The 23,638-nt window shown below is 45.6% G+C and carries 22 protein-coding genes; 10 read left to right on the top strand and 12 right to left on the bottom strand.

Annotated elements, in window-relative coordinates:
* Nucleotides 1–189: 189 nt before the first annotated feature.
* Nucleotides 190–2,100 carry a hypothetical protein gene (locus ACBR23_RS09880; protein ID WP_371118156.1) on the bottom strand — a complete coding sequence of 637 codons (1,911 nt, stop codon included), beginning with the start codon at nucleotides 2,098–2,100 and terminating at the stop codon, nucleotides 190–192.
* A 107-nt stretch (nucleotides 2,101–2,207) separates the two neighbouring features.
* Between ACBR23_RS09880 and ACBR23_RS09885 the strand changes: the two genes are divergently transcribed.
* A complete protein-coding gene (locus tag ACBR23_RS09885) occupies nucleotides 2,208–2,459 on the top strand; it encodes a hypothetical protein (protein WP_371120901.1) in 252 nt (83 codons plus the stop codon).
* A gap of 50 nt (nucleotides 2,460–2,509) precedes the next feature.
* On the top strand, nucleotides 2,510–2,734 hold the full coding sequence (locus ACBR23_RS09890; protein WP_371118157.1) for a hypothetical protein: 225 nt from the start codon (nucleotides 2,510–2,512) through the stop codon (nucleotides 2,732–2,734).
* Nucleotides 2,735–2,869: 135 nt separating this feature from the next.
* On the opposite strand, the gene ACBR23_RS09895 is transcribed toward ACBR23_RS09890, so the two are convergent.
* A complete protein-coding gene (locus ACBR23_RS09895; protein ID WP_340518771.1) occupies nucleotides 2,870–3,088 on the bottom strand; it encodes a hypothetical protein in 219 nt (72 codons plus the stop codon).
* Between the two features lie 135 nt (nucleotides 3,089–3,223).
* On the opposite strand from ACBR23_RS09895, the gene egtC reads away from it, so the two are divergent.
* From egtC to egtD, 3 genes are all read left to right on the top strand, one after another.
* The gene (gene egtC / locus ACBR23_RS09900; RefSeq protein ID WP_341736984.1) at nucleotides 3,224–4,012 is read left to right on the top strand and encodes an ergothioneine biosynthesis protein EgtC; all 789 of its coding nucleotides are present in this window, start codon (nucleotides 3,224–3,226) and stop codon (nucleotides 4,010–4,012) included.
* Nucleotides 3,984–5,219 carry an SUMF1/EgtB/PvdO family nonheme iron enzyme gene (locus ACBR23_RS09905; RefSeq protein WP_371118158.1) on the top strand — a complete coding sequence of 412 codons (1,236 nt, stop codon included), beginning with the start codon at nucleotides 3,984–3,986 and terminating at the stop codon, nucleotides 5,217–5,219. The genes egtC and ACBR23_RS09905 overlap by 29 nt, the downstream gene beginning before the upstream one ends.
* Nucleotides 5,220–5,355: 136 nt before the next feature.
* A complete protein-coding gene (gene egtD, locus ACBR23_RS09910; RefSeq protein ID WP_371119410.1) occupies nucleotides 5,356–6,393 on the top strand; it encodes an L-histidine N(alpha)-methyltransferase in 1,038 nt (345 codons plus the stop codon).
* 107 nt (nucleotides 6,394–6,500) lie between these two features.
* On the opposite strand, the gene ACBR23_RS09915 is transcribed toward egtD, so the two are convergent.
* The 5 genes from ACBR23_RS09915 to ACBR23_RS09935 form a co-directional block, all read right to left on the bottom strand.
* Nucleotides 6,501–7,112, bottom strand: coding sequence for a hypothetical protein (locus ACBR23_RS09915; RefSeq protein WP_341736981.1), 612 nt, complete (start codon nucleotides 7,110–7,112; stop codon nucleotides 6,501–6,503).
* Between the two features lie 248 nt (nucleotides 7,113–7,360).
* Nucleotides 7,361–7,669, bottom strand: a complete 309-nt coding sequence (locus ACBR23_RS09920; protein WP_341736980.1) for an RNA-binding protein — start codon at nucleotides 7,667–7,669, stop codon at nucleotides 7,361–7,363.
* A gap of 164 nt (nucleotides 7,670–7,833) precedes the next feature.
* Complete coding sequence (locus ACBR23_RS09925; RefSeq protein ID WP_371119411.1) at nucleotides 7,834–8,622, bottom strand: hypothetical protein; 789 nt, start codon at nucleotides 8,620–8,622, stop codon at nucleotides 7,834–7,836.
* 610 nt (nucleotides 8,623–9,232) lie between these two features.
* Nucleotides 9,233–9,700, bottom strand: coding sequence for a hypothetical protein (locus tag ACBR23_RS09930; RefSeq protein WP_371119412.1), 468 nt, complete (start codon nucleotides 9,698–9,700; stop codon nucleotides 9,233–9,235).
* Nucleotides 9,701–9,714: 14 nt separating this feature from the next.
* Nucleotides 9,715–11,409: a tetratricopeptide repeat protein gene (locus ACBR23_RS09935; protein WP_371119413.1), complete on the bottom strand. Its 1,695-nt coding sequence runs from the start codon at nucleotides 11,407–11,409 to the stop codon at nucleotides 9,715–9,717.
* Between the two features lie 120 nt (nucleotides 11,410–11,529).
* Between ACBR23_RS09935 and ACBR23_RS09940 the strand changes: the two genes are divergently transcribed.
* From ACBR23_RS09940 to ACBR23_RS09960, 5 genes are all read left to right on the top strand, one after another.
* The gene (locus ACBR23_RS09940) at nucleotides 11,530–13,857 is read left to right on the top strand and encodes a pseudouridine synthase (RefSeq protein WP_371119414.1); all 2,328 of its coding nucleotides are present in this window, start codon (nucleotides 11,530–11,532) and stop codon (nucleotides 13,855–13,857) included.
* A gap of 136 nt (nucleotides 13,858–13,993) precedes the next feature.
* Complete coding sequence (locus ACBR23_RS09945; protein ID WP_371115498.1) at nucleotides 13,994–15,112, top strand: alkene reductase; 1,119 nt, start codon at nucleotides 13,994–13,996, stop codon at nucleotides 15,110–15,112.
* Between the two features lie 149 nt (nucleotides 15,113–15,261).
* Nucleotides 15,262–16,227, top strand: coding sequence for a protochlorophyllide reductase (locus ACBR23_RS09950; RefSeq protein WP_341736974.1), 966 nt, complete (start codon nucleotides 15,262–15,264; stop codon nucleotides 16,225–16,227).
* A 165-nt stretch (nucleotides 16,228–16,392) separates the two neighbouring features.
* On the top strand, nucleotides 16,393–18,198 hold the full coding sequence (locus tag ACBR23_RS09955; protein WP_371119415.1) for a ShlB/FhaC/HecB family hemolysin secretion/activation protein: 1,806 nt from the start codon (nucleotides 16,393–16,395) through the stop codon (nucleotides 18,196–18,198).
* A gap of 291 nt (nucleotides 18,199–18,489) precedes the next feature.
* Nucleotides 18,490–19,779, top strand: a complete 1,290-nt coding sequence (locus ACBR23_RS09960; RefSeq protein ID WP_371115501.1) for a DNA sulfur modification protein DndB — start codon at nucleotides 18,490–18,492, stop codon at nucleotides 19,777–19,779.
* 153 nt (nucleotides 19,780–19,932) lie between these two features.
* Here ACBR23_RS09960 and ACBR23_RS09965 read toward each other — a convergent pair whose 3' ends face one another.
* The 5 genes from ACBR23_RS09965 to ACBR23_RS09985 are packed head-to-tail and all read right to left on the bottom strand — an operon-like array spanning nucleotide 19,933 to nucleotide 23,573.
* Complete coding sequence (locus tag ACBR23_RS09965; protein WP_371115502.1) at nucleotides 19,933–20,166, bottom strand: DUF5615 family PIN-like protein; 234 nt, start codon at nucleotides 20,164–20,166, stop codon at nucleotides 19,933–19,935.
* Nucleotides 20,129–21,358: a DNA methyltransferase gene (locus tag ACBR23_RS09970; RefSeq protein ID WP_371115503.1), complete on the bottom strand. Its 1,230-nt coding sequence runs from the start codon at nucleotides 21,356–21,358 to the stop codon at nucleotides 20,129–20,131. The genes ACBR23_RS09965 and ACBR23_RS09970 overlap by 38 nt, the downstream gene beginning before the upstream one ends.
* A complete protein-coding gene (locus ACBR23_RS09975; protein ID WP_371115504.1) occupies nucleotides 21,355–21,768 on the bottom strand; it encodes a hypothetical protein in 414 nt (137 codons plus the stop codon). The genes ACBR23_RS09970 and ACBR23_RS09975 overlap by 4 nt, the downstream gene beginning before the upstream one ends.
* Before the next feature lie 12 nt (nucleotides 21,769–21,780).
* Nucleotides 21,781–22,008 carry a DUF433 domain-containing protein gene (locus ACBR23_RS09980; protein ID WP_371119416.1) on the bottom strand — a complete coding sequence of 76 codons (228 nt, stop codon included), beginning with the start codon at nucleotides 22,006–22,008 and terminating at the stop codon, nucleotides 21,781–21,783.
* 14 nt (nucleotides 22,009–22,022) lie between these two features.
* Nucleotides 22,023–23,573 (bottom strand): AAA-like domain-containing protein, encoded by a 1,551-nt coding sequence (locus tag ACBR23_RS09985; protein WP_371119417.1) that lies wholly within the window; start codon nucleotides 23,571–23,573, stop codon nucleotides 22,023–22,025.
* Nucleotides 23,574–23,638: the final 65 nt, after the last annotated feature.

A 23,638-nucleotide genomic window follows, 5' to 3' on the forward strand; every position in this document is an offset into this window, starting at 1 on the left:
CCATCCGCCCACTCCTCAAAGCTATGCTTTGAGATTGTGAACAGATGGAATCCTCACCTCACACGCCTTTCATCCCACACTAACCGAGGCGGTATAGTGTGGGGATTCCCGTCTGTCTAGCTAAAATCAAAAAGGGGGTGAGTCACCCGAAGTTGGGATGAAACACCCCTACAGTCACCAGAATTGATGTTAAGCCTTAGCCTCAACCCAAACTGTTAGCCCTTCAACCCTCAAACCTTTGCCGCGACTCCCGCAATATTGACCGTTAGAAGTTGTGGGAGTATCGCCGATATTCTGAATGTGAGCAGTGTAAAGTACGTTGTATTTATCAGCCTCGGCCCCCGTTAGCCGCACCGCAAATCCTTCAATCCGCTTAGCTTTTCCCCGGAATCCTGCTAACTCTCCTTCTTCGATCCAAGCGGTATCGCCAACACCTTCGACGTGGGCCATGTACTGCAATTTGAGACCGGCGACGGGAGGGTCTATTTTAATCTGAAACCCTTCGACGCGACGCTTTTGAGCGCGAGTGCCGGCATATTCTCGATCGCTAAAAGTGCGATCGCCAATTCCTTGAATATGTGTTAACACTTTTAAGCTGACTGGTTGGGCTGGTTGAGCCTTGGCTGATGGCACAACCCAAACTGTGATACCTTCTACTCTCAAGGCTTTCCCGCGAGTGCCACAATATTCGCCGTTGGAGGCTACTTTGGTGTCGCCGATATTCTGAATGTGAGCATTGTAAAATATGTCGTATTTACTAGCTTGGTCCCCGCTCAATCGCAGAGCAAATCCTTCAATTCGTTTCCCCTTACCCCGGAAACCTGCTAATTCCTGTTCGCTCAGCCAAGGAGTGTCGCCGACACCTTCAACGTGAGCCATATACTCGACTTTTAAGCCGGGAATTGCTGGCTCTAAATTCACTTGAAATCCTTCGACGCGCCGCCCTTGAGCTTTGGTTCCTGCGTATTGTTGAGAACCAAAAGTGCGATCGCCAATTCCCTGAATGTGCACCAAAACTTTTAATCCCACAGCCCCCTCTACGGGTTCTGGTTTCACCGCCGTAGGTGTCCCAAAGACAATGTTCCCGGAGCTTTTTGTCTGGAGAGATTTAGGCATTTCCATGCTGGGAACAATAATCACCTCGTGCATGGGGGCTGAGGGTGCCGGTGATTCCAAAATTTTGATTTCTGGCACCACTGCAACTTGTTTCGGGGGCGCGACCTTTCCCGACGGGATGACGATGACTTCTGGTAATGGTTCAGCAACTGGTGCTGGTACGGGTTTAACTGTGGCTGGTGGGGCTATTTGAGGGGAGATTTGTGTTTCGGTAACGGTCAATTTGCCTCTGGAAATGGCAACAGCTATTTGTTTACCAAAGGCGGCGCTGACGGTTTCTTCCAGGATGACCCACTGTTCGTCATCTAGTTTATCTTGTTGTTCGACGAGGGCGAGCACTGCCGCCACTGGGTGTTTGCCGCTGACTAAGGATTCTGCATCGGAGTGCAGTTGGGCTGGGGTTGATTCGGCAATGGCGCGCTGAAGCTCGCGGGCTTTACTATGTACTGATTGTAGTGGCCCAAAGTCGCTTTGTTCCCGGTGGGCGATCGCTAATACTCGATCGATCACTGTTAGGGCTTGGGAGCGAATTTCTGCTTTCCCTTCAGAAGCTGCGAGCGTCTGGACTAAGTTTTGAATTTCTTGGAGGGAGGTAATTTCTCCAGATACTAGAGCACTGTTGCTGAGTTCGAGAGCTTGTTTTTGGACGACGGAAAAATTGCGACTGTAACTCACCATTTCTTGCAGCAAGTTTTCTGACGGAGGAAGGCCCGATTGTTGGAGTTGCTTGGCGGAGTGTGCGAGTCGATCGGCCAAACTAGGATAGGTTTCCGATAGTCCGGCAATTTGTTGTAGCAAATCTTTATGAGTTGGTTCCATAGTCTGTCGTAAATATTTAACTTGCTGATTATAGACGTTGAGTGTCCTTGAGAGTGCCACAGATAGAATGCCCAAGCACTTCTGGCTTCGGCGGAACCCAGATTTTTCTTGCCATCCCTCCAGGCTATTGTGATCGAAGTCACATCTAGCTCCACTGCTAGTCACAGTCTACAACTGTTGCAGTCACTGCATGAAAGCCACAATGTCACACAAACTAGACCTTACCCGTCACCGTCAAATCCATGGCTATTGTCGATACTGAAGCTACCCCAATGTTGAAAGCAATAAGTTTTATGGTACTGATTCGCGACCTTGCCCAAGAAGCTATGACCATCGGTTATCTGACTATTGAAGCAGAAAATCTTTTGCGCCGGATGCTAACCACCACCACCTATGAATTAGAAGACTTAAATGCTTTTATGACTTTGCAGCTAGCAACTATGTCGGGAATGGTGAAACAAGAGTCTCGTGAATTGAGAGAATGTCAATACTTTTCTGAAGTCGTCTCTAAGACTTCCAATTAGGAATTAATCGACTGTTTGTACATTGAGAATTAGTAAGGAATCTAGAAATCATGGTGATTCGTGACGTTGTAAAAAAAGCTATTGCGGCTGGATATCTGACCTTGGAAGCCGAAAATGAAATAGCGCACGTTTTCTCGTCAGCGAAATGCGACTTGGAAGATTTGAATGCTTTTATGAGTTTGCAGTTGGCGGCGATGGCTGGCCGTGTGAAGCAACAATCTATGGAATCGATTGACTTGGAAGACAATTCTGAGCTGGGTAAAAAAATTTGGTAATAGGTACACAATATAAGTTCGGTTACGTTGTCGGGGAAAGCGAGCTCGATACAATGTCGCCCGCTTTCACACAATTTGGGTGTCAACTGAAACAGTTGACTTGATGCAATCGAAAAGTTAACTGCTTATCTGTATTCAGTCGATCGAGATTGACTGAGGCCCGTTACTTGACGGATTGGTGGTTTCGCTGGCGGGTGGTGTGTAGGAAGTTGAACCCGCTTGCTCATCGATCCAGCTTTTCACTGGGTCTTCCTGAAGATTAAGTCGTAGCAGGCCCGACACAAATCCGCCCGTAAATGCGATCGGCTGTTGGAACAATTCTTTGACTACCGGGATGAGTTCGTCGAGGAACATTCAAGATTCTCCTTGTGCTACTGGGGTGATACTGTTAATTAATCTTAACTGTTTTTGATAAAAGTTAAATAATGTAGTAAGTTCTAGCCTATTCGGGTTATACCTTCTGCTCTCTCAATTTCCTAGAAAAATTTTATGTGCCGTTTGCTTGGCTATCTCGGCGGGCCGATTTTACTCGATTCTCTTCTGTACAAGCCGGAACATTCCTTAATTGTGCAGAGTTACCAACCCCGCGAAATGACTTCAGGTCTACTCAATGCTGACGGTTTTGGCATTGGTTGGTATCACTCCCACCTAGATACGGACCCGTTTGTCTATAAAAATATACAACCAATTTGGAGCGACATCAACCTTCCGAGTATCAGTAGATACGTGGAATCAGGATGTGCTCTAGCCTATGTTCGCAGTGCAACGGTGGGACAAGCTGTGGATTTGAGCAACTGTCAGCCTTTTGGGTACAACCGTCTCATGTTTGTTCACAACGGCTTTGTGAAGAATTTTCGGCAAAGTCTTTACAGACCAATTCGCGATCGCCTCAACGATGCCACCTATCAATTAATTAACGGTACTACAGATTCCGAGCATATTTTTGGTCTGTTTGTCAATGAATTGACAGCGCCAAATATGACTCTAGAAGTCGCTTTGCAAAATGCACTAACAACTTTGGCAGAACTAGCCAACTTCCATGAAGTAGAATTTTCAGCTAATATAATTGTCAGCGATGGAAAACAGTTAGTTGCGTCTCGCTTTGCTTCCAAAAAGGCTCCTCCCTCCCTCTATTGGCTGCGGGACGACCCGAATTTTCCAGAAGCGGTGATTATTGCTTCCGAACCTTTATTTATCGGCAATTGGCATCTGTGTCCACCACAAAGCATTATTAGTACGGGAAAAGACGGTGATCTCAAAATCAATTCTATCTTGTAGAGAGGCTATTTATCGAGATTTGCAACAGTGTCGTCGCGGCACTTTCCAGCTATTTTCAGGGATGGATTACGATACTTTCTGTAGGCAAATTCATCCAGAATTTAGTCCGGTTGGCTGGCATTTAGGTCACATTGCTTATACGGAGGATTTGTGGCTATTGCAGAAATGTGGTAAAATTAAACCAGTATTTCCTAAGTATCATAAGCTGTTTGCTGCTGATATTTTACCGAAGCAAGAACGGGTTTATTTGCCGACAATTCCCGAAGTTGAATTATATCTGGATGCGGTCAGAAAAAAGGTGCTGGATTATTTGGAAATAGCGCCGATCGCACAGCAAGAGCGTCTGTGGCAATTTATTATTCAACATGAAAGTCAGCACTGCGAAACCGTGGCTTTTTTGTTGCAAATGCAGCAGGAGAGGGGCCAGGGGGAGAGGGGGCGACCAATTGCCGATGAATTGCCAATGCCCAATTCAGCGATTGAAATTCCGGCCGGGGAATTTTACATGGGAAGCGATCGCGTTGAAGCTTTGGATAATGAGCGATCGCGCCACCTATGCTATTTGGACAAATACTCGATCGACCGCTATGCAGTCACTTGCAGTCAATACCGCCATTTCATGGCATCTGACGGCTATCAAAACCCTCAGTGGTGGTCCGCAGAAGGTTGGAAATGGCTGCAATCTAATTTAGTCGATCGCCCGCTTTACTGGTCAGACAATCCCGCTAGGAACAACCACCCAGTTTGCGGTGTCAGTTGGTACGAAGCAGAAGCATACTGCAATTTCGTCGGCAAGCGACTACCCACAGAATCCGAATGGGAAAAAGCAGCCAGTTGGGATGCAGCAAATCAAACTCAGCGCACCTATCCTTGGGGAGAAGAATTACCGAATTCATCCCTATGCAATCACGGCAATAAGATTGGGAATACAGCCCCAGTTGATAAATTTGCAAAGGGAGCCAGTAGCTTTGGCTGCTGTGATATGTTAGGCAATGTTTGGGAGTGGACAGCTTCAACTTTTGATGCTTATCCAGGATTTGAAAGTTATCCTTATACTGGCTATTCTCAAGCATATTTCGATGGAGAACACCGAGTTTTAAAAGGTGGCAGTTGGGCAACTCATGCTCCATCCCTGCGATCGAGTTTTCGCAATTGGTATTATCCGGGCGTGCGACAAATCATCGCTGGCTTTCGGTGCGCTCAATGATTTTGGCTAATTGGTAAGTAATTGGGCACAAATGAATGTAACCTAACAAAGAGCAGAAACCCGATTTCTTTGAGAAACCGGGTTTCTAGATGAGTGAATACGTGCTTTACCCATTCGTGCATCTTAAATTTACGCTATGACATCCTCAAGACTGTCTGAAACTACAAATTCAGCCTCAACGAAGGACAATCGCTTACACCTAGAGCGACTGGTGAGTGTGAAGGCACCGACAGCCACAGAAATCAATGCAGGCTGCGATGTAGTCAGCGGGTTAACTCAAAGCCCAAAATCCTTGCCTCCTAAGTATTTCTACGACGATCGCGGCTCGAACCTATTTGAGTTGATTTGTAAATTGCCGGAATATTACGTGACACGTACTGAAGCGGCGATTTTGGAAGAATGTGCGGGGGCGATCGCCAACTTAACAGGCCCCTGTGAAATTGTCGAACTAGGTAGCGGTAGTTCCACCAAAACACGGATTCTCCTCGATGCTTACAGTCAACGGGAATATCCCCTGCATTATTTACCCATAGACATCAGTCCCACCATCCTAGAAAGCAGTGCCTTTCAACTGTTGGCAGAGTATCCATCACTCCAGATTCACGGACTTGTCAGCACCTACGAGTTAGCTTTGGCAAAAATTGCCCCATCGCCATTGCCAACCCGAATGATTTGTTTTTTAGGCAGCACCCTTGGCAATCTTAGCCCTGAAGAATGCGATGTATTCTTCTCACAAATTGTCGGCGCATTGCAGCCTGGAGAGTATTTTTTGTTAGGCATTGACTTAGACAAATCTAAGGAGATTTTAGAGCCAGCCTACGATGACAGTCAAGGAGTCACGGCGGCATTTAATTTGAATATGCTGAGGCATTTGAATCGGAAATACGAAGGAAATTTTGACTTAATGCAGTTCGAGCATTGGGCATTTTACAATCAAGAAGAATGTCAAATTGAAATGCACCTGAAAAGCAAAAAAGCACAAACAGTCAACTTGCGCGCTCTTAATTTAACGGTTGAATTAGCCGCAGGAGAAACTATCAGAAGTGAAATTTCCCGCAAGTTCAAACTCCCTAATATGCAGGAACAACTTGCCAGTCGCGGTTTAGTGCCTGTGCAAGTTTGGACCGATCCAAATCAGTGGTTTGGTTTGATACTTTGTCAGATGTCAGTTTAAGATTAAATGAACCGCGAAGGCGTTAAGTCAGAAAAAAAAGGAATGCAGCTCTTCCTTCGCGCTCTTCGCGTCTTCGCGGTTCATTCAAATCAGTAAAAAAGAACAAATTAACAAATTGGTTTCTGTCCTGGTTTGACAGCATGAATGTACTCGCTTCCCGATGTTGGCCATCCCCGCTTGTAATAAGCCTCCTCCGGCTTCCCCCAGCCCAATTGCAACAATATTTCTAAAAAATCTAATTTTTCCCACTTCCAAAGATTAACCCATTCTGTGCGCTGGACGATCGCCTCTACATCCATAGGCTCGATCGAGCGAAAATCCTTGCCACTATTAATACTTAAATATAAATCCATCCCCACAGTTACTTGCCGCCAGAATGCCAACATTGTAATCTTGGCTTGTTTGAGCGTCATCAAATCCACAGGTAAAGCAATTAATTCATCGTCCACTGCTGGATAATTAAGAGTTTTCCCTTTAACCGTCATTTCGCGCCAAACAATCCCAGAAACTTGATGTTCCCGTTGATATTCGTGTATGGCGGCCTTAAAATTTTGATAAGCAGTGAACTTTTGGACGCCCTCAGATTTCAGAAAGCGATCGATCACCGGGTTTCCTGTAGAATGGGTTTCAGTCAAATTCAGACGCCGCCCGTGTAAGCAAGCTTGGCGTTCTGCTTCGAGGATGTTAATGAGTTCCGCCTGGGTGTAGATCTTGGACATCTTTAATTAAGGCAAAATCAATATTTCCCGTGGTTAATTCTTTTGATATCTCAAATATAAAAGGGCCTAGGACTGCAACCGTACTCTGTACGTTCTATTATGTGGACAATTTTGATAGTTTGTCGAGATCTGGGATAATTCCGGTGAGATAGACCAAACAGCCTGTTGAAAACACGCTGCTTGGAAGATGTCTAATGGCTGTCAACCACCAAAACTCAAATTTTCAGTTCCAGTTTCAGTTTCAAAGCTTAGTAGCGTCGTGAGGAGCGATTGTTGTCGCCCCAGCCACCGCCACCTGATGAGCGTTTGTTATCTTCGCGAGGCTTGGCTTTGTTGACTTTCAAGTCGCGGCCCATCCATTCAGCACCGTCTAAAGCTGCGATCGCTGCTGCTTCTTCGGCCTCGCTGGACATTTCCACGAAAGCAAAACCCCGCATCCGACCTGTTTCCCGGTCCATAGGGACTTGGACGCGACTGACAGTACCGTACTCGGCAAATACTTCATTGAGGTCCTCTGACGTTACCTCGTAGGAAAGATTACCAACGTAAATCGACATAAAATCTCCAGAATCTTTAGGGTGCAGAGAGTTAGATTCGGAGAGATGCTTGTAAATCAAGAGCAACAAACTACACAACCGAATTTAATTCTTGAGCCACCACTATAACATGAAGATAGCAGAATCAGCAATTATCGACTTGAAATTTTAGATTTAATATCAAATTAAATGCCAGCAATGGCGACCCAGAAATAATTTTCAAAAGATTTTTTCGGCAGATCTACGCGCATTTTTTTACCCCAACTATAGACATCAAAGCTGACGCGCTCTCGATCGGAATTAGCTAAATTGCCAGCAGGAATTGTCATATTTCCTAACAAAGCAACCCAATGACTGGGATAAGGTATCAGAGGTGGATTATTTCCTAACATTCCTTCAGCAGTAATTAAAGCAAAAGCAAAGCCGCCTGATTTAATCGCTTCATCGGCGGCCCGCAGCGCTGGAATGTCGCCACTAAAATAAGCGTAATGAGATTTTACATCGCGACTTCCCAAAATTTCTCGCGCCCATCCAGCCATTTCCCAAGATTTAGTCATCCCACTAATATTACGAATAATTTCTGGAGCATTTGGTTCGACTGGAAATATCAAATTGGCGGATTCCCGCAGTGTTGATAATAGCATCCAATCAACTTGAGGCATCCGCAAGTTTCCTTTGCTTTGTCGCAGGGGGATGGAGGGATAAATCGATCGCATAGATTTAGTCTGCAAACTGCCTATTTCAAAAAGATGGCGGCAAATTTCGACGTAGCGAAGAGGGTTTTGGTTAAGCAGTGTAAATGCTACGGCTGCGGGTCCACAAAAAGGTTGTCCGCTTTGATTGATTTGGAAAGGGTTTTGGATGCGATCGCGCATTTCTGCGATGATTTTGGTTTTATTCAAACCTGCCCAAACTCCGGGAATCTGGGAGCGTTCAAATTCAGAAATTGCTGCATCTACTTTCTGTGATTCCATTATATTTAATTGGGTTAATTTTATTTATTAGCTCGCTCAGATAAGTAGAAGGAAGAAGTTACTGTCCGTGCCCGTGCACCCAGGGCGGTTTTATTTTTGGTAGGGGCCGTGCCCCCGTGCCGGCCCTCCGAGTGCCTGTTTTTAGGAGAATGAGACCGCCCTGCCCCTCGACCCCCCCCTGCCCCTCGACCCCCCCCTGCCCCTCGACCCCCCCCTGCCCCCCCCAAGGGGGGAAATGTAGGAAGAAATCATATCGTTTCCGGCTGCATCGGAATGATTTAACCTTACTAGAACGCAGAGAACACAGAGGGAGATAAGAGAGATGAATAATTCCGATGTTACCGGATTTGATATCACCCCCCAAGAGGGGAAATGTAGGAAGAAATCACCCCCCAAGGGGGGAAATTTAGGAAGAAATCACCCCCCAAGGGGGGAAATTTAGGAAGAAATCACCCCCAAGGGGGGAAATTTAGGAAGAAATCACTGCCCCTGTCCCTCGACCCCCCCCTGCCCCCCCCCAAGGGGGGAAATTTAGGAAGAAATCACCCCAAGAGGGGGGAAATTTAGGAAGCAGTTATCCCCTCTTGTGGGGAAATTTAGGAAGGATGAATTAATTGGTTTCCTGTGTTTGAAAAATCTGTAATTCTTGGCATTTATCTAAAGCCAACATATAAGCGGTTTGATAGTCGATACCGCCTAACATCAAATCCCCGTAATATTCATAGGGTACATCTCCATAAACTGGCAGTGGATCGTCGAGAGGGTAATCTTCCTTTGACTCTTCTAAAATTGCGGTCAATTTTTTGATACTGAGACTTTGGGCGGGAAAATAGTAAAGGTTTTCAGCGGTAACGCCAAGGCGCGGGAAGGTTGGGTCAATAATGCGATCGCCCAATTCCAGCCAGCCATATTCCAGAGGTTGCTCGGAGATTGCAGGTATCACCAAAAAGCCTTGAACATAGATTGTACCATCGATGGCTAAAGCTGCTCGATAAGCATTGTCAAAGCATTTTTTAGGTTGACTTTTGATGCTACTGGCAATTTCTTGGGAAAGCATCTCATCTAATATTTTTGTCATTGTGTGCTGATTAATTACCATTTTCCTGGCATTGTCTCCTTGAGTCTCAATTCTTCTCGACTCATGAGAGCTTCGTAATGATCGGGTTTAATTTCTAGGGCGACTCCATAGGAACTAATGGCGTCTTGATTGCGGTGCAATTTTTGCAATACATCGCCTCGATGAGACCAAGCTTCCCAGTTATCTGGCTTGAGTTGAATTACCTTGTCAGCAGCTATAAGTGCTTCAGCATAGCGTGCCATTTTTGCTACTACCATGGAGCGGTGCATCCAGGCTTGATAGTTGTCAGGCCAGATGGTAATTGCTCGATCGTAGGCTACCAGGGCTGGTTCGTACTGCTGCAAATTTTCGAGAGCCTTGCCACGTTTTAACCAAGCTTCAAAATTGTCGGGCATGATTTGAATGACTTGGTTATAGGCGGCGATGGCTTCTTGATAGCGCTCTAATTTTTCTAGGGCTGCCCCTTGTTGTAAACCAACTTTTGAGGAAATTTGTGCTTCGGAACTCATAGAAATTACTTTATCGTAACAGGCGATCGCCTCTTCGTATTGTTGTAATTGTTCGAGAGCTGCACCTCGCAGGTTCCAAGCTTCTAGAAAATTGCTTTGAATTTGCAGGGCATTACTGTAAGCGATGATTGCATCTTTGTATCGTTCCAATCCGGCTAAAGCGATGCCTCTACCTAGCCAAGCTTCGGGGAAATTGGGATTGATTTGAATTGCTTTGTCAAAAGCTGCGATCGCCCCTTCATAGTCTGCGGATTCTGACAGAGTTTGACCGCGACCGATCCAGACTTCGGGATAAAATTGATTAATTTGAATAGCGCGATCGAAACAAGCAATAGCGGCATCATGCTGCTGGTGTTTCAGGGCCATACCCTTATAAAACCAAGCTTCGTAATCGTTAGGTTGTAGTTGAATTACCCGATCGTAAGCTCTAACTGCTTCTGGATATCGGTGGAGTTTGGCCGATGCTATGCCTCGATTGAACCAAGCCAGACAATTGGCTGGTTGTAATTGCAGGGCGCGATCGTAAGAAGTGACAGCTTCAGGATAACGCTCCGTCTTCATCAGAGCCAAGCCTCGGTTCAACCAAGCTTCCCAATGAGTTGGTACGAGCTTGAGGGCGCGCTCGTAAGCAGCCACGGCCTCCGAGTTCCGTTCGGCTTGCAACAGTACATTACCTTGACGAAACCACATGGCGGGCAAATTGGGATGAATTTGTGTGGCTCTTTTGTAACTACTTGCTGCAAGTTCCCACTGTTGCAATTCTTCCAGAGCTCGGCCGCGCTGATACCAAGCTTCGTGTTTTTCCGAATTAATTTCAATAGCTTTGTCAAAACCCGCGATCGCCTCGGAGTAATTTTGTAAGCTTAACAGTGCCGTACCGCGTAGCATCCATGCCCAATATTCTTCTGGTTTGAGAGCTATAGCTCGATCGCAACAGGCTACGGTTTGGAGATATTGCTCCAATTGCTTGTAAGCCTTACCCAAATTCAGCCATGCCCTAACCCAGTCTGGCTTAATTTGCAATGCTTTTCCGTAACAATCCACGGCTGCTTCATATCTTCCCGATGCGTACAATCTATTGCCCCGATCGTAATCAGGAAATGCTGCAAAAATCCTGAAAATTGGTGGCAGTAAGGTTCCTTGGGGGGTTAAAAATTTGTCATTGGAGGTTGGAGGGGGAGAAGTTGATAAGTCTGACATAGGCTTTGTACATAAAAATTTTGTTGAACAACCAGCTTGGCGGTCTTAATATTAACTTATGCTGTGCTTAACTCGCTGCTATAGTCAGATAAATTTAACATATTTTCAATCAAATTTTGTATGGTTTTTGTGCACGCAGTTTTAGATTTTACCGATGCTAATTGGGACTCGATCGCCTTTAGCTCCAATTATTGCTATCAAGGTCTTTGCGTTCAAAGCGGTGAGTTGCTGAGATTGCCTCGCACAGTTCAGTGTGAGGCGATCGCCCGTGGTTTGATGCAGCACCTTGGAGAGGACGAGTGTCATTCCCGCGAGGGCAAAATGTATGGAGTCTTGCTAGTTGAAACCCTCGGAGGGGAAAAAAAGGTACTCAAAGCATTTTCCGGGCTTTTGAATGGTTCTAGCCACGTTCCCGGCTGGGTAACGCCCATTCCCGGACGCGATCGAGTGGCGTTGACAGAGGCCCGAACCTTGACTGAATTGGAGTCGATGAAACAGGAACTGATGCGGCTACAACAGCTTCCCCAGCGGCAGGAATATGACAGACGATTGCGGGAGTGGGAATTGGAATTACAGGCTGTGAACGAGCGACACAAAATTTGCAAGCAGCAACGAGATATCACGCGGGATTTACTGTGCCAAACTCTGGGAGGAGAAACACGGGAAATAGCTCTAGAAGAACTGAATCAAGCCAGTCGATTAGAAGGAATTGAACGCAGGCAAATTAAGCGGGAGCGGGATGATAAATTGCAGCCATTAAAACAATTAATTGAAGCTGCCGATGGGCGGATAACTGAACTGAAACAGCAGCGTAAAAAACTGTCTCGCGAACTGCAAATGCAGATGCACGAGGCTTATACTTTGGTAAACTTTTTGGGAAATTCGCGATCGCTCCAGCAATTGATGCCCAGCGGTTCGATCCCCACTGGAACCGGCGATTGTTGTGCGCCAAAATTGCTCCACTACGCGGCTTTACACAATCTGAAACCCTTGGCAATGGCTGAGTTTTGGTGGGGACCATCCTTGGGGGACAAAGTTCAGGGAGAGTTTTATGGTGCTTGTGGCGATCGGTGTCAGCCATTGATGGGGTTTTTGCTATCAGGATTAGCTCAAAATCGGAGTGTTTTTAAGAATGTTAATAACTGCGAGGTAGATGCTGTTGGTGACAGTGACAACTGCGAGCATCCCGATTATGTAAGGGCGAAGCATGACGGCAGACAATTTATTAGTGATAAGCAGAGATTTACAGCGGTCATGCTTCGCCCCTACGAATATATTTGCCAAACACAGATGCACCCTGACAACTTAACATCAAACCGACTGTTTCCTTTGTTTGTATTGAAGTCTAGATCCCCCCTAACCCCCCTTAAGAAGGGGGGGACAAGAAATACTCTGAAAGTCCCTCTGATTGACGGGGGGACAACAAATAATCTCAAAGTCCCCATGATTGACGGTGGGACAACAAATAATCTCAAAGTTCCCATGATTGACGGGGGGACAACAAATAATCTCAAAGTTCCCATGATTGACGGTGGGACAACAAATAATCTCAAAGTTCCCATGATTGACGGGGGGACAACAAATAATCTCAAAGTTCCCATGATTGACGGGGGGACAACAAATAATCTCAAAGTCCCCCTTATTAAGGGGGATTTAGGGGGATCTAGACTCGACAAAAACCAACATTTATTTTCAGTCTTAAGTTCTCACGAATCAGAACAGCCTGGGAAAGAGATGAAAGGAGGGCTTATAGCCCACCCCAAAAACAATAATTTTGATGGTAGAACAGGCATCTTGCCTGTTCCTGAACCGAGAAAAATGCTACCAATTATTTATGAGGATAAATGGTTAATAATTATCAATAAACCTGCAAATTTACTATCAGTTCCTGGTCGTTACCTAGAAAATCAAGATAGTGTATTAAGTCGTTTCCGCAACTTGCTAGTCGATGGATTTAATTTGAATACCGTGCATCGTTTAGACTTCGATACATCGGGAATTTTGATATTAGCACGGGACCAAGATACTTACCGAAAACTTAGTCTAGAATTTGAAAAAAAACAAGTACATAAAATTTATGAAGCTGTACTTTCTGGTGTAACAAATATGAATATGGGATCGATCGCCCTGCCACTTTGGGGCGATCCAGAAAATCGACCGATTCAGGAAGTTAATTGGGAACGTGGAAAGCCCAGTGTGACTCAGTTTCAGGTGATTGGAAGAGAAGGAAATTGCTCGCGCATCGAATTTGTGCCACTCACGGGACGGACTCATCAATTGAGAGTTCATGCAGCGGATGTGAGAGGATTGGGAATACCGATTTTGGGCGATCGACTTTACGGATGCAAAGCCGATGGAATGCGATTACACTTACACGCTAGGGAAATTTCTTTTGAGCATCCGCAGTTGGGAAACAGGCTATACCTAAAGGCAGAAATGCCATTTTGATTTGGCTCAAAATTACGCAATCTCTGAATTGTTTGCGATTTTGTGATGTCATTATCATTGTAATGGTTCGATTCAAGCTATGGTAAGAAGCAAACGCGAATTTCCAGAATTCTTCAGTTGACAAATTAGCAAAACCATGAACATCCAAACCACATCGCCAGCCCTGCTAAGTTCCTTCAAACTTGGAGATTTGCTCCTAAAAAACCGAGTAGTTCTTGCACCCTTGACTCGTGGCAGAGCCGGTGAAGCGCGGATGCCCAACGCCTTAATGGCAAAGTATTACGCTCAGCGGGCTGCGGCGGGTTTAATCATTACCGAAGCCACAGTGATTTCGACTCAAGGTATTGGCTGGGAAAATACGCCCGGAATATATTCCGACGAGCAGCTTGAAGCCTGGAAACAGATTGTAACTGCGGTGCAAACTCACGAAACACCGATTTTTATGCAGCTTTGGCACTGCGGGCGAGCTTCCCACAGCAGTTTTCATGAAAACGGTCAATTGCCCGTTGCAGCGTCTGCGATCAAAATCAATGGAGAAGGGCTTCATACCCCTGTAGGAAAACAACCCTACGAAACTCCTCGTGCTCTAGAAACCGATGAAATTGCGATCGTTGTAGAAGACTATCGCAAAGCAGCAGAACGAGCAAAAGATGCAGGTTTTGACGGTGTAGAAATTCACGCTGCTAACGGCTATCTAATTGACACATTTCTGCAAACCAAAACCAATCACCGAAATGATTCCTATGGCGGTGGAGTGGAAAACCGCTACCGTTTTCTCAAGGAAATTGTGGAGGCAATTATCACAGTATTTCCAGCAAATAGAGTGGGAGTGCGACTTTCTCCCAACGGTGTTTTCAATGACATGGGTTCTCCAGATTATCGTCAAAGTTTTCTGTACATTGCAGGGCAGTTAAATACCTACAACTTAGCTTATCTTCACCTGATGGATGGCTTAGCTTTTGGCTTTCATGAATTGGGAACGCCGATGACACTAGCAGAGTTTCGTGAGGTCTTTGCAGGTACTCTGATTGGTAACTGCGGATATACCCAAGAACTGGCAGAAACCGCCATTAGTAGCGGAGTGGCGGACTTAATCGCCTTTGGTCGAGATTTCATCAGCAATCCCGACTTGGTAGAGCGTTTCACTCATGGCTGGCCGCTCAATCCCCCTGCTGAAATGCCTACCTGGTATTCTTTTGGTCCAGAAGGTTATGTGGACTTTCCTACCTATGAGGCATCTCAAGCGGCTTCCTAATCCCAGAACCAGATGGATGAGTGCCAGTTGAGATCTAGAACGTTTCCCCATATCCTAAAACCATAGGGTACTAAAAAAAATGAGAGCTGACAGCTCTCATTTTTGAGTGCCTAAAAATCATCAATCGCGATCGCAGCAGTTTTAAGATAATGGCACAAAATCACAAGTCAACAGTTATCATCACCGGTGCCTCCTCCGGCGTCGGTTTGTACGGCGCGAAAGCCCTTGCAGCCAAGGGATGGCACGTAGTCATGGCCTGTCGGGATGTGCGAAAAGCCGGAGATGCAGCCCAAGAGTTAGGAATACCCCAGGGTAGCTACTCCATCATGCAAATCGACTTAGGCGATTTAGATAGCGTGCGACGGTTTGCTAGGGAATTTAAGGCCAGTGGCAGGCCCTTGGACGCTTTGGTGTGTAACGCCGCCATCTATATGCCTTTGATTAAGGAACCTCTGCGTAGCCCAGAGGGATTTGAGTTGACGATGACTACCAATCACCTCGGTCATTTTCTCCTGTGCAACCTGATGATGGAGAATATGAAGCCTTCCTACTATACGGATGCGAGGATGGTGATTTTAGGAACCGTGACTCACAATCCAGACGAGTTGGGTGGGAAGATTCCGCCGCGCCCGGATTTGGGCAAATTTGAGGGCTTTGAAGCGGGTTTTAAAGACCCAGTTTCGATGGTTGATGGCAAAAAGTTTGAGCCAGTCAAGGCTTATAAAGACAGCAAAGTTTGCAACGTGCTGACAATGCGGGAATTGCACCGGCGCTTTCACGAATCCACTGGGATTACCTTCACGTCGCTTTATCCGGGATGTGTCGCCGATACGCCCCTGTTCCGCAATCACTACCCCTTGTTTCAGAAACTTTTCCCCTTGTTCCAAAAAAATATCACCGGAGGCTATGTTTCCCAGGAGTTAGCAGGGGAAAGACTAGCAATGGTAGTTGCCGATCCGGAATATAAGCAATCCGGCGCGTATTGGAGTTGGGGGAACCGTCAGAAAAAAGATGGCGCATCTTTTGTCCAGAAGGTTTCTCCCCAGGCTAGGGATGACGAAAAAGGCGATCGGATGTGGGATTTGAGCGCTAAGTTGGTCGGATTAGCCCAGTAGTCAAATGAAGTAAGATTAAATGAACCGCGAAGACGCTAAGGACGCGAAGGAAGAACCCCGCCTGGTACCCCAATGGGGGAAAGAAAAAGTCTATCTTCTTCCTTTCTTCCTTCGCGCTCTTCGCGCCTTCGCGGTTTAATTTCATTATTCAATTATATAAATAATATGACTTACCGCTCCAACAAACTACTTATATTTATAGTCATTTCTGCATTTTTATTGTTAGGAATGCCAGCCAAAGCAACTGCGAGTAAAGTTGAAAATTCCCTCTCAAATCTTGATAATTTAGAAATCTCCAACCCCGAAAACTTACCTACAGAAATCGATCGCCCTTCCCAACTGAGCCAACTCCCCAACCCAATTCAACCCAGAGAACCCGAATTACCAACTCCTCAACCACCACAACCCCCACCGCCATCTCCCCTCCAACCTGCTACACCAACACCCGTTGAGGGCGAAGTGAGACCAGATATACCGGGTACAATTAGAGTCGATCGCTTTGAATTTGAGGGCAACACAGCCTTTAGCGATCGCGAACTGGCAGAACTCACTAAACCCTTCGTGGGTAGGGAAATCACCTTCGCCGAACTGATCGCAGTGGAAGCAGCAGTAACTCAAAAATACTTAGCAGCCGGATATCTCAATTCCGGTGCGGTAATCCCCGCCAACCAAACCTTTCCCAGAGATGGCGCAGTGGTTAAAATTCAGATTGTCGAAGGGGGAGTAGAAGAAATTGCAATTACTGGCAACCGTCGGCTAAATTCAAATTATCTGCGATCGCGCCTAGCCATCGCTACCGGGAGGCCACTCAATCGTGATCGACTGCTGGAAGCCTTGCAACTGCTGCAACTAGACCCTTTAATTGCCAATATTTCCGCCGAATTGCAAGCCGGAAGTCGCCCCGAAAAAAGTCGCTTAGAAGTCCGAGTCAAAGAAGCAGACAGCTTTAGTGGGGAAGTCTTCGCAGACAACAATCGATCGCCAAGCGTCGGCAGTTTTCGGCGCGGAGTGCGAATCAATCAAGCAAATTTGCTCGGTTTGGGCGACGGCTTGGAGGTATCCTACGCTAACACCGACGGTAGCAATGAAATCAACGGCAGTTATACAGTTCCAGTCAATCCCCGCAACGGCACAATTCGGTTGGCGGTGGGTGCTGCTAGCACGAATATCATTGAGGAACCTTTTGATGCTGCTGGGATTGAGGGAAAGTCGCGTACTTACGAATTAACTTACCGCCAACCGATTCTGGAAAAACCCGATCGCAACTTGGCTGTGGGAGTAACATTATCGCGGCAAGAAAGCAATACATTCTTGCAGGGTGAAAGATTTCCGCTGTCGCAGGGTGCAAACGATCGTGGCAAAACCCGTGTTTCTGCTGTGCGCTTTTTTCAAGAATACGTGCAACGTAGTTCCAATCAAGTGTTTGCAGCGCGATCGCAATTTTCGATCGGTACTAATCTTTTCGGCGCTACTAGCAATAATAGCGGGCCAGACAGCCGTTTTCTGGCATGGCGCGGACAAGCCCAATATGTGCGGCTGCTAGCACCAGAAACCTTGCTGATTGTACGTTCTGATGTTCAATTAGCCGATCGCCCCTTGCTTTCTCTCGAACAAATCGGGATCGGTGGCGTGCAGAGTGTACGCGGATATCGCCAAGATTTGCTGTTGACTGATAGCGGTGCGATCGCCAGCGCGGAAGTGCGTATCCCAATTTGGCGCGTCCCGAAGGTCAAAGGATTGTTGCAGGTGGCTCCATTTATCGATTTGGGTGTAGGTTGGAACCATTCTGGCGAAAAAGCGAATCCTGATTCTGACAAGCTTCTGGGCGCTGGTGTGGGGCTGTTGTGGCAAATGGGCGATCGGTTTAATGCGCGCTTAGACTACGGTTTTCCTTTGATTAATGTCGGAGGGGGCGATCGAACTTTCCAGGAAAAAGGCCTCTACTTTCGGATTAATTATTTTGCTTTTTGAATTTGTGGGTTGTGTTGAGTGCGATCGAAACCTAACACGTTCATCTTTAGCGCTGACGGTCAAATTTTATGAAGCGGCGGGATCGATCGCCCGATTAAGCTGCGGGATGTCGCAACCGGACACCAGGGCTATAGCAAAATAGCTGATCGAAACATATGTTTGTGAAAACATAGCAAAAAATCTCTTGACATTTTCTTTTGTTTGTGAAAACATATGAAAAGTACAGGACAACAAGCAGATTGTTTGTAAAATGTACTACATTATTCAACTGATATTCACGGCAGAGGCTTTATGGCTTTAGTTATTCCAGGCGTAAAAGGACATTTGGGCAATACCGACTTCTATCAGGCAACGATGAAAGTTCGTGACCTAGTACAAGGAGTACGGTCGGCTAGCGAACTTGACGAGTGGACAACAATGAGCATTGAAGAGCGGTTACAGCGCGACCCAGACCTAAAACGAGTGAAGGAGCAGATTGCTCCCTACATAGCAGAGTCCAAGGATCGATTCTTTGGTGCAATGGTTGTATTAGTCTATAAGGGGGAAATTTACTTTGATAGTCTGAGAGACTGGGTATCTAATAAAGCTCCACGCGCTTATCAATCAGTCTCAGATAATATTGGTGTACTTACAATAGATGGTGGTTCCCTCATCATGCTTGATGGACAGCATCGCCTTCTAGCTCTTGAGAAGGTAATAAAAGGTGAGGTGATTGGACCATGCCGCGAGGATGTGCCAAATGATGATGTCTGCGTCATCTTTATTCAGCATGAAAGCAATGAAAAAACACGTCGGATATTTAACAAGGTTAACCGATACGCAAAACCAACCAGCAGAGGCGACAACATTATTACAAGTGAAGACGACCGTAGCGCCATCATTGCTCGCCAATTATTAAATGAAGGAGCGCCGTTGGGTGTTAAAGCGCGTGGAAGCAGCGATGTAATTGTTGAATGGAAGAGCAATGCGCTTGCGGTAAGAAGCACAAAGCTGACGACAATTAGTGCTGTGTATGAAACCGTTAAGCTTATTCTTAAAAGCGAGGGTGTAGCACTTGACCCTAATAATCGTCCATCAGAAGAAGAATTAAATCACTACTACGAAACAGTTGAAGAATTTTGGAACGTTGTATTAGACGGCTTACAACCTTATAAGGAGGCTCTTAAAGATAGCAGTCGCATACCTCAAATGAGAAAGGATGATCAACCCTACTCGCTCTTATTCAAACCAGTTGGTCAACTAGCTTTATTTAGAGGACTAATTGCAGCAAAACGCGACAATCGATTGGTGCTGCGCGAGGCAGTGCGACGAGCCAGCAAAATAGATTGGCAAATGTCATCAGAAATCTGGACAAATGTTCTTGTAGCTCCCAGCGGTTCTATGCTTAGGGGAGAACAGCCACCAGTGCAGGGAGGTAAGCTGATTCATTACTTAATCGCCGCTGATAAGATGACTGAAGAGGAAATTGCTGATATTCAGCGAGAATACAACATCGCACATGGAAGAGACATTAATATTGACGAATCGCTTACATTACCTAAACCTATTGCTGAAATTTTTCCTACGGCTGTTGGAGCATAGGTCTGTCTCATAATTTGCGGCACATATATTCAGGGAACTACTTAACGCGGGTGGTTCTCTGTTTTGTTTCAACTCTCGTAGGTGGGTTTTCATCCGCCACCATACTGACAACCCAGCAACCTGACTTATAATTGTATCGCACTTGCGGTACAATTATAATAAAGCAAGCAGCGATAAATTTTCATCTTCATAAAATAATTTGATTGCGTTAAAATCCCGACGCAGCAAATTTTCAATTTGTAATGTCGAATAGTTTCCAAGGCGAAGCCAAATAACTTTCGGTGGATTCCCAAATACTAAGCTCAGGTCGTGCATATCCGCGTCTTTCGAGACAATCATCAAATCATGGTTAGCCTGTGGACCAGATTGCAGAAACACAGTATTCATACAAAGCCTTGTTACAGTTCCGTTTTCTGACAATTTCAGAATGAATTTTGGAGTAGCCAAGAATTCTCATGGAATCAGAAAATAAGGCTGCCGTATCCACCATATTACCAAAAAAAGTTGAATTACCAACAATATAATGGAGTTCAGCTCCATCTTCTAAAATGGATCTGATTGAACTCAAATGCAAGTGCATATCATGAAAGTATTTCAATACGTAAATCGATAAAAGATTTGAATTTTTTCCGTCAGACATCCTTATATTTTTTACAGTTGAGAAGATACTTTCTGGTAAATCTTCTTCTTGTATCGTCCAAGAATTGAGCCGACTTGTTGCAATTCCCCAAGTTCCACCAACAGCTAACCAATCTAGTTCACCTGCTTCTTTGGCTTCATTTATAAATTTTGTCCAATACATATAAGGACGAAGTTCACGAATATAACTAACTCGATTTGGATAAGGCGGCGAAGTTATAACCTTATTTATCTTGATATTGCCGACACTGATTATATTCCGAGAATCTACCTTCAGGACTCTAGCATTACCCATAATATTCTTCTCGGCAGATCTAAGTACAAAATCAAGTATGTCCAAAAAAAGTTTTTCAATATACTCAATCTCATGGTGAATTACTGTTTCACTAAATGACATAGAAATATGATTAAAAGCTGCCGATGAAGTTTCGATTATCAAACGACAGAAGGCGATCCAAACGACACTATATTCATCGTTTTCTTCGGGTTCTCCAAATTGCTCCACTAAGGCGGTTCGCAGAGAGGCAAGAACCTTAAGTGTATAGCCAGACCACCACCGCTCAATGTTGAATATTTGTGGTGTCCAGTTATCTTGCTCTAATCGACTCTTATACTCCTTCAAAGCCTGCCATGCTTTTTCACGAATATCCAGTAGGCAGTCTTCAGCATAATTTCGGTATTTAGCATTTCCAAGCCAAATCAGAAATGGGTTGATGTCAAATGAATAAGCTTTGTACCCTAGTTCAGCAGCAACAAGCCCTGTTGTAGCTGTACCAGAAAAAGGATCAAGAATAATCGCTTCCGTATTAGACGAAGACAAAAGTTTTTCAACCAGCTTCACGCCATATGCTGGTGTAAGACGAAGCCATCCATGTCTTCCAAGACTACGATTAGCTTTAAAAGTATAGTCAGATCGTTGTTGGACAGTAGATCTCATCATTCTGCCCTCAGTAGAATTTCTAAAGTGCTGTAAACTTCGCTTTTGATTACCTCAGAATTCCTATGGAAAAAATCTGATAAGTCATATCCCAAAACTTCTTTGGAAAAAGCAAATAGCGAAGTTTGATTATTCCCTGATGTCGTGCCAACGATTATTCCTCCACGGCTATTTCGGTAGCGCAACACCAAATCCGTATCAATCTGAGAAGAAAAAATTGCAAAAACTGGAAGGTAGCCGCTTGCCCAAGCAACGGCAATATTGTCTATATCAGCATTCTGTCTCTTGCTATCTTTACTTTTATATCCTTGTCGAACTTCAAACACTGCTCCGTTCAAGGGTGCAGGTACAGCGTGGTATGGCGTTAACTTTGCCCTATACATCAAGAACGATCGTATTATCGAAGTTTTCATCAGCAAGAAATTTTAACATGGTTCTTGCACTGTTCTGCGGGCAAGCAGGCGATCGCGCAAGCCTTGTGGGTCGAATTTTGCTTGATTCATAGCACGAATCTCTTGCGATTGCTGCCGTCGCTGTTGCAAGTACGCTTCTACTTCCGATTCGTGCTTGAGATAGAAGGCGATCGTGGCATAAACGTCAGCTAGATTCAGAGATGGATAACGATAAACAGTTTCCTCTGCGGTCGCGCCCATTCATCAAAACTTCTTCACGCTCGAATCACTGTAATTATTCGCCCCATATTCGTTGTATGAATTTCAGTATTCAACCGTTCTTCCAACTCCGGTGCATTCTCACGACGATCGAATATCACCAACCACCCTTCATCTTGTCCCAATCGAGCCAAATACCCATCTAACTGTTCCAACCCTTTACTCAACGGATCTACTTTCCGAGTCCGCCAAACCTTCAGTTCAATTCCTAGGGTCACATCACCATAACGCAAACATAAATCCATCCTGTCTCGCCCGATCGCATATTCTCTCTCCAAGGTTCCCCCGCCATTAATCACCCGATGCAGAAACGCCATCAACACCAAATGCGGGGCAATTTCGGGGTAAGACGCACTTTTGAGTAACGGTTCGCCATGTTGCAGCCAAAATGCGAGAAATGCTTGCAGGAGTGCCTCGGTCATCAGTTCGCCGCGAGGATTCAACCAACTCGGACTGATAATCGGTAAACTATCTTGCGGGCCTTGCGCTAAAACTCGCGGCAACACTTCTCGATAAATCGGATTGGCGATGACTAAACCCCCAGCCGGATCGCGTTTGAGCAAGCCCAAATCTACCAGATATTGGCGATCGTCATTAGAAGATTCTGGCAATTCTCGTCCCGCTAATATCGGCTCGATAATCGCTTTGACTCGGTTTTCTCTGAGTCGTTCAGCTAAACTATCCAAATGTGTATCCTGCCGTTTAATTAAAATTTCTTTGGCTTCTAAAATATGTTCTGGTGTAATTTCTATAGATTCATCTATCACTAATTCTTCGACGATTTCTTTAGCTAAAGCATTCACTAACCAAGGTTGTCCTTGTGTTAATTCAAAAGCCAACGCTATGGCTGAAGGTGTAAAAACTTGTCCGGTATCCTGGGTATGTTGCGCGTAGAGTTCGGCGACTTCTTTTGCATTAAAATTTCTGAGAGTAATCGATCGCACTTTAATATTAAACGGACTGGATGTATTGAGGCGATCGCTACCACCTGCGGCCACTTTGTAATCGCGAACATCGCGCAAACCAATTAAACCCACCGATTGCGGAAACGCTTTCGGGCGATTGGGATAACCATCGCGCAGTTGACGCAGGATGGAAATCAAAGCTTGATCTTGCAATGCGTCAATTTCGTCGATCAAAATGACCAAAGGACGAGATGAAACTTGTGCCCAAGCTTGCAAAGCCGCCCGAATTTTCTGTCCCGATTGCAGGGCTGTCCACTCAGGCGGTTGCAATTCGGGCGGAAGGCGAAAAGAGATGTTATCTCGCCAAGCACCGAGAATGGCCTCTTCAGCACCCGCGATGTCCTGACTGAACGGTGCACCCACTTCCACCGACAGCATCACGGCGGTGTATTGTCCGCTTTCGGTGAGTTGTTTGGCTAGTGCCAGCATAGCGGTGGTTTTGCCAATTTGTCTCGGTGCGTGAATGACGAAGTAGTTCTCCTGAGCAATGAGTCGTTCTATGTTAGGAAGGCGACGGGTGGCTGGAAGCAGATAGTGGATGTCATCGCGGCAGGGGCCAGCGGTATTGAACCAGCGTGGCATAGGTCAACTGGGGGAAAGGGGCTGCTCTCAGTTTACTTTACTGTTGTGGCGATTAACAATGACCC

The organism is Microcoleus sp., from assembly GCF_041354475.1.
Lineage (GTDB): Bacteria > Cyanobacteriota > Cyanobacteriia > Cyanobacteriales > Microcoleaceae > Microcoleus.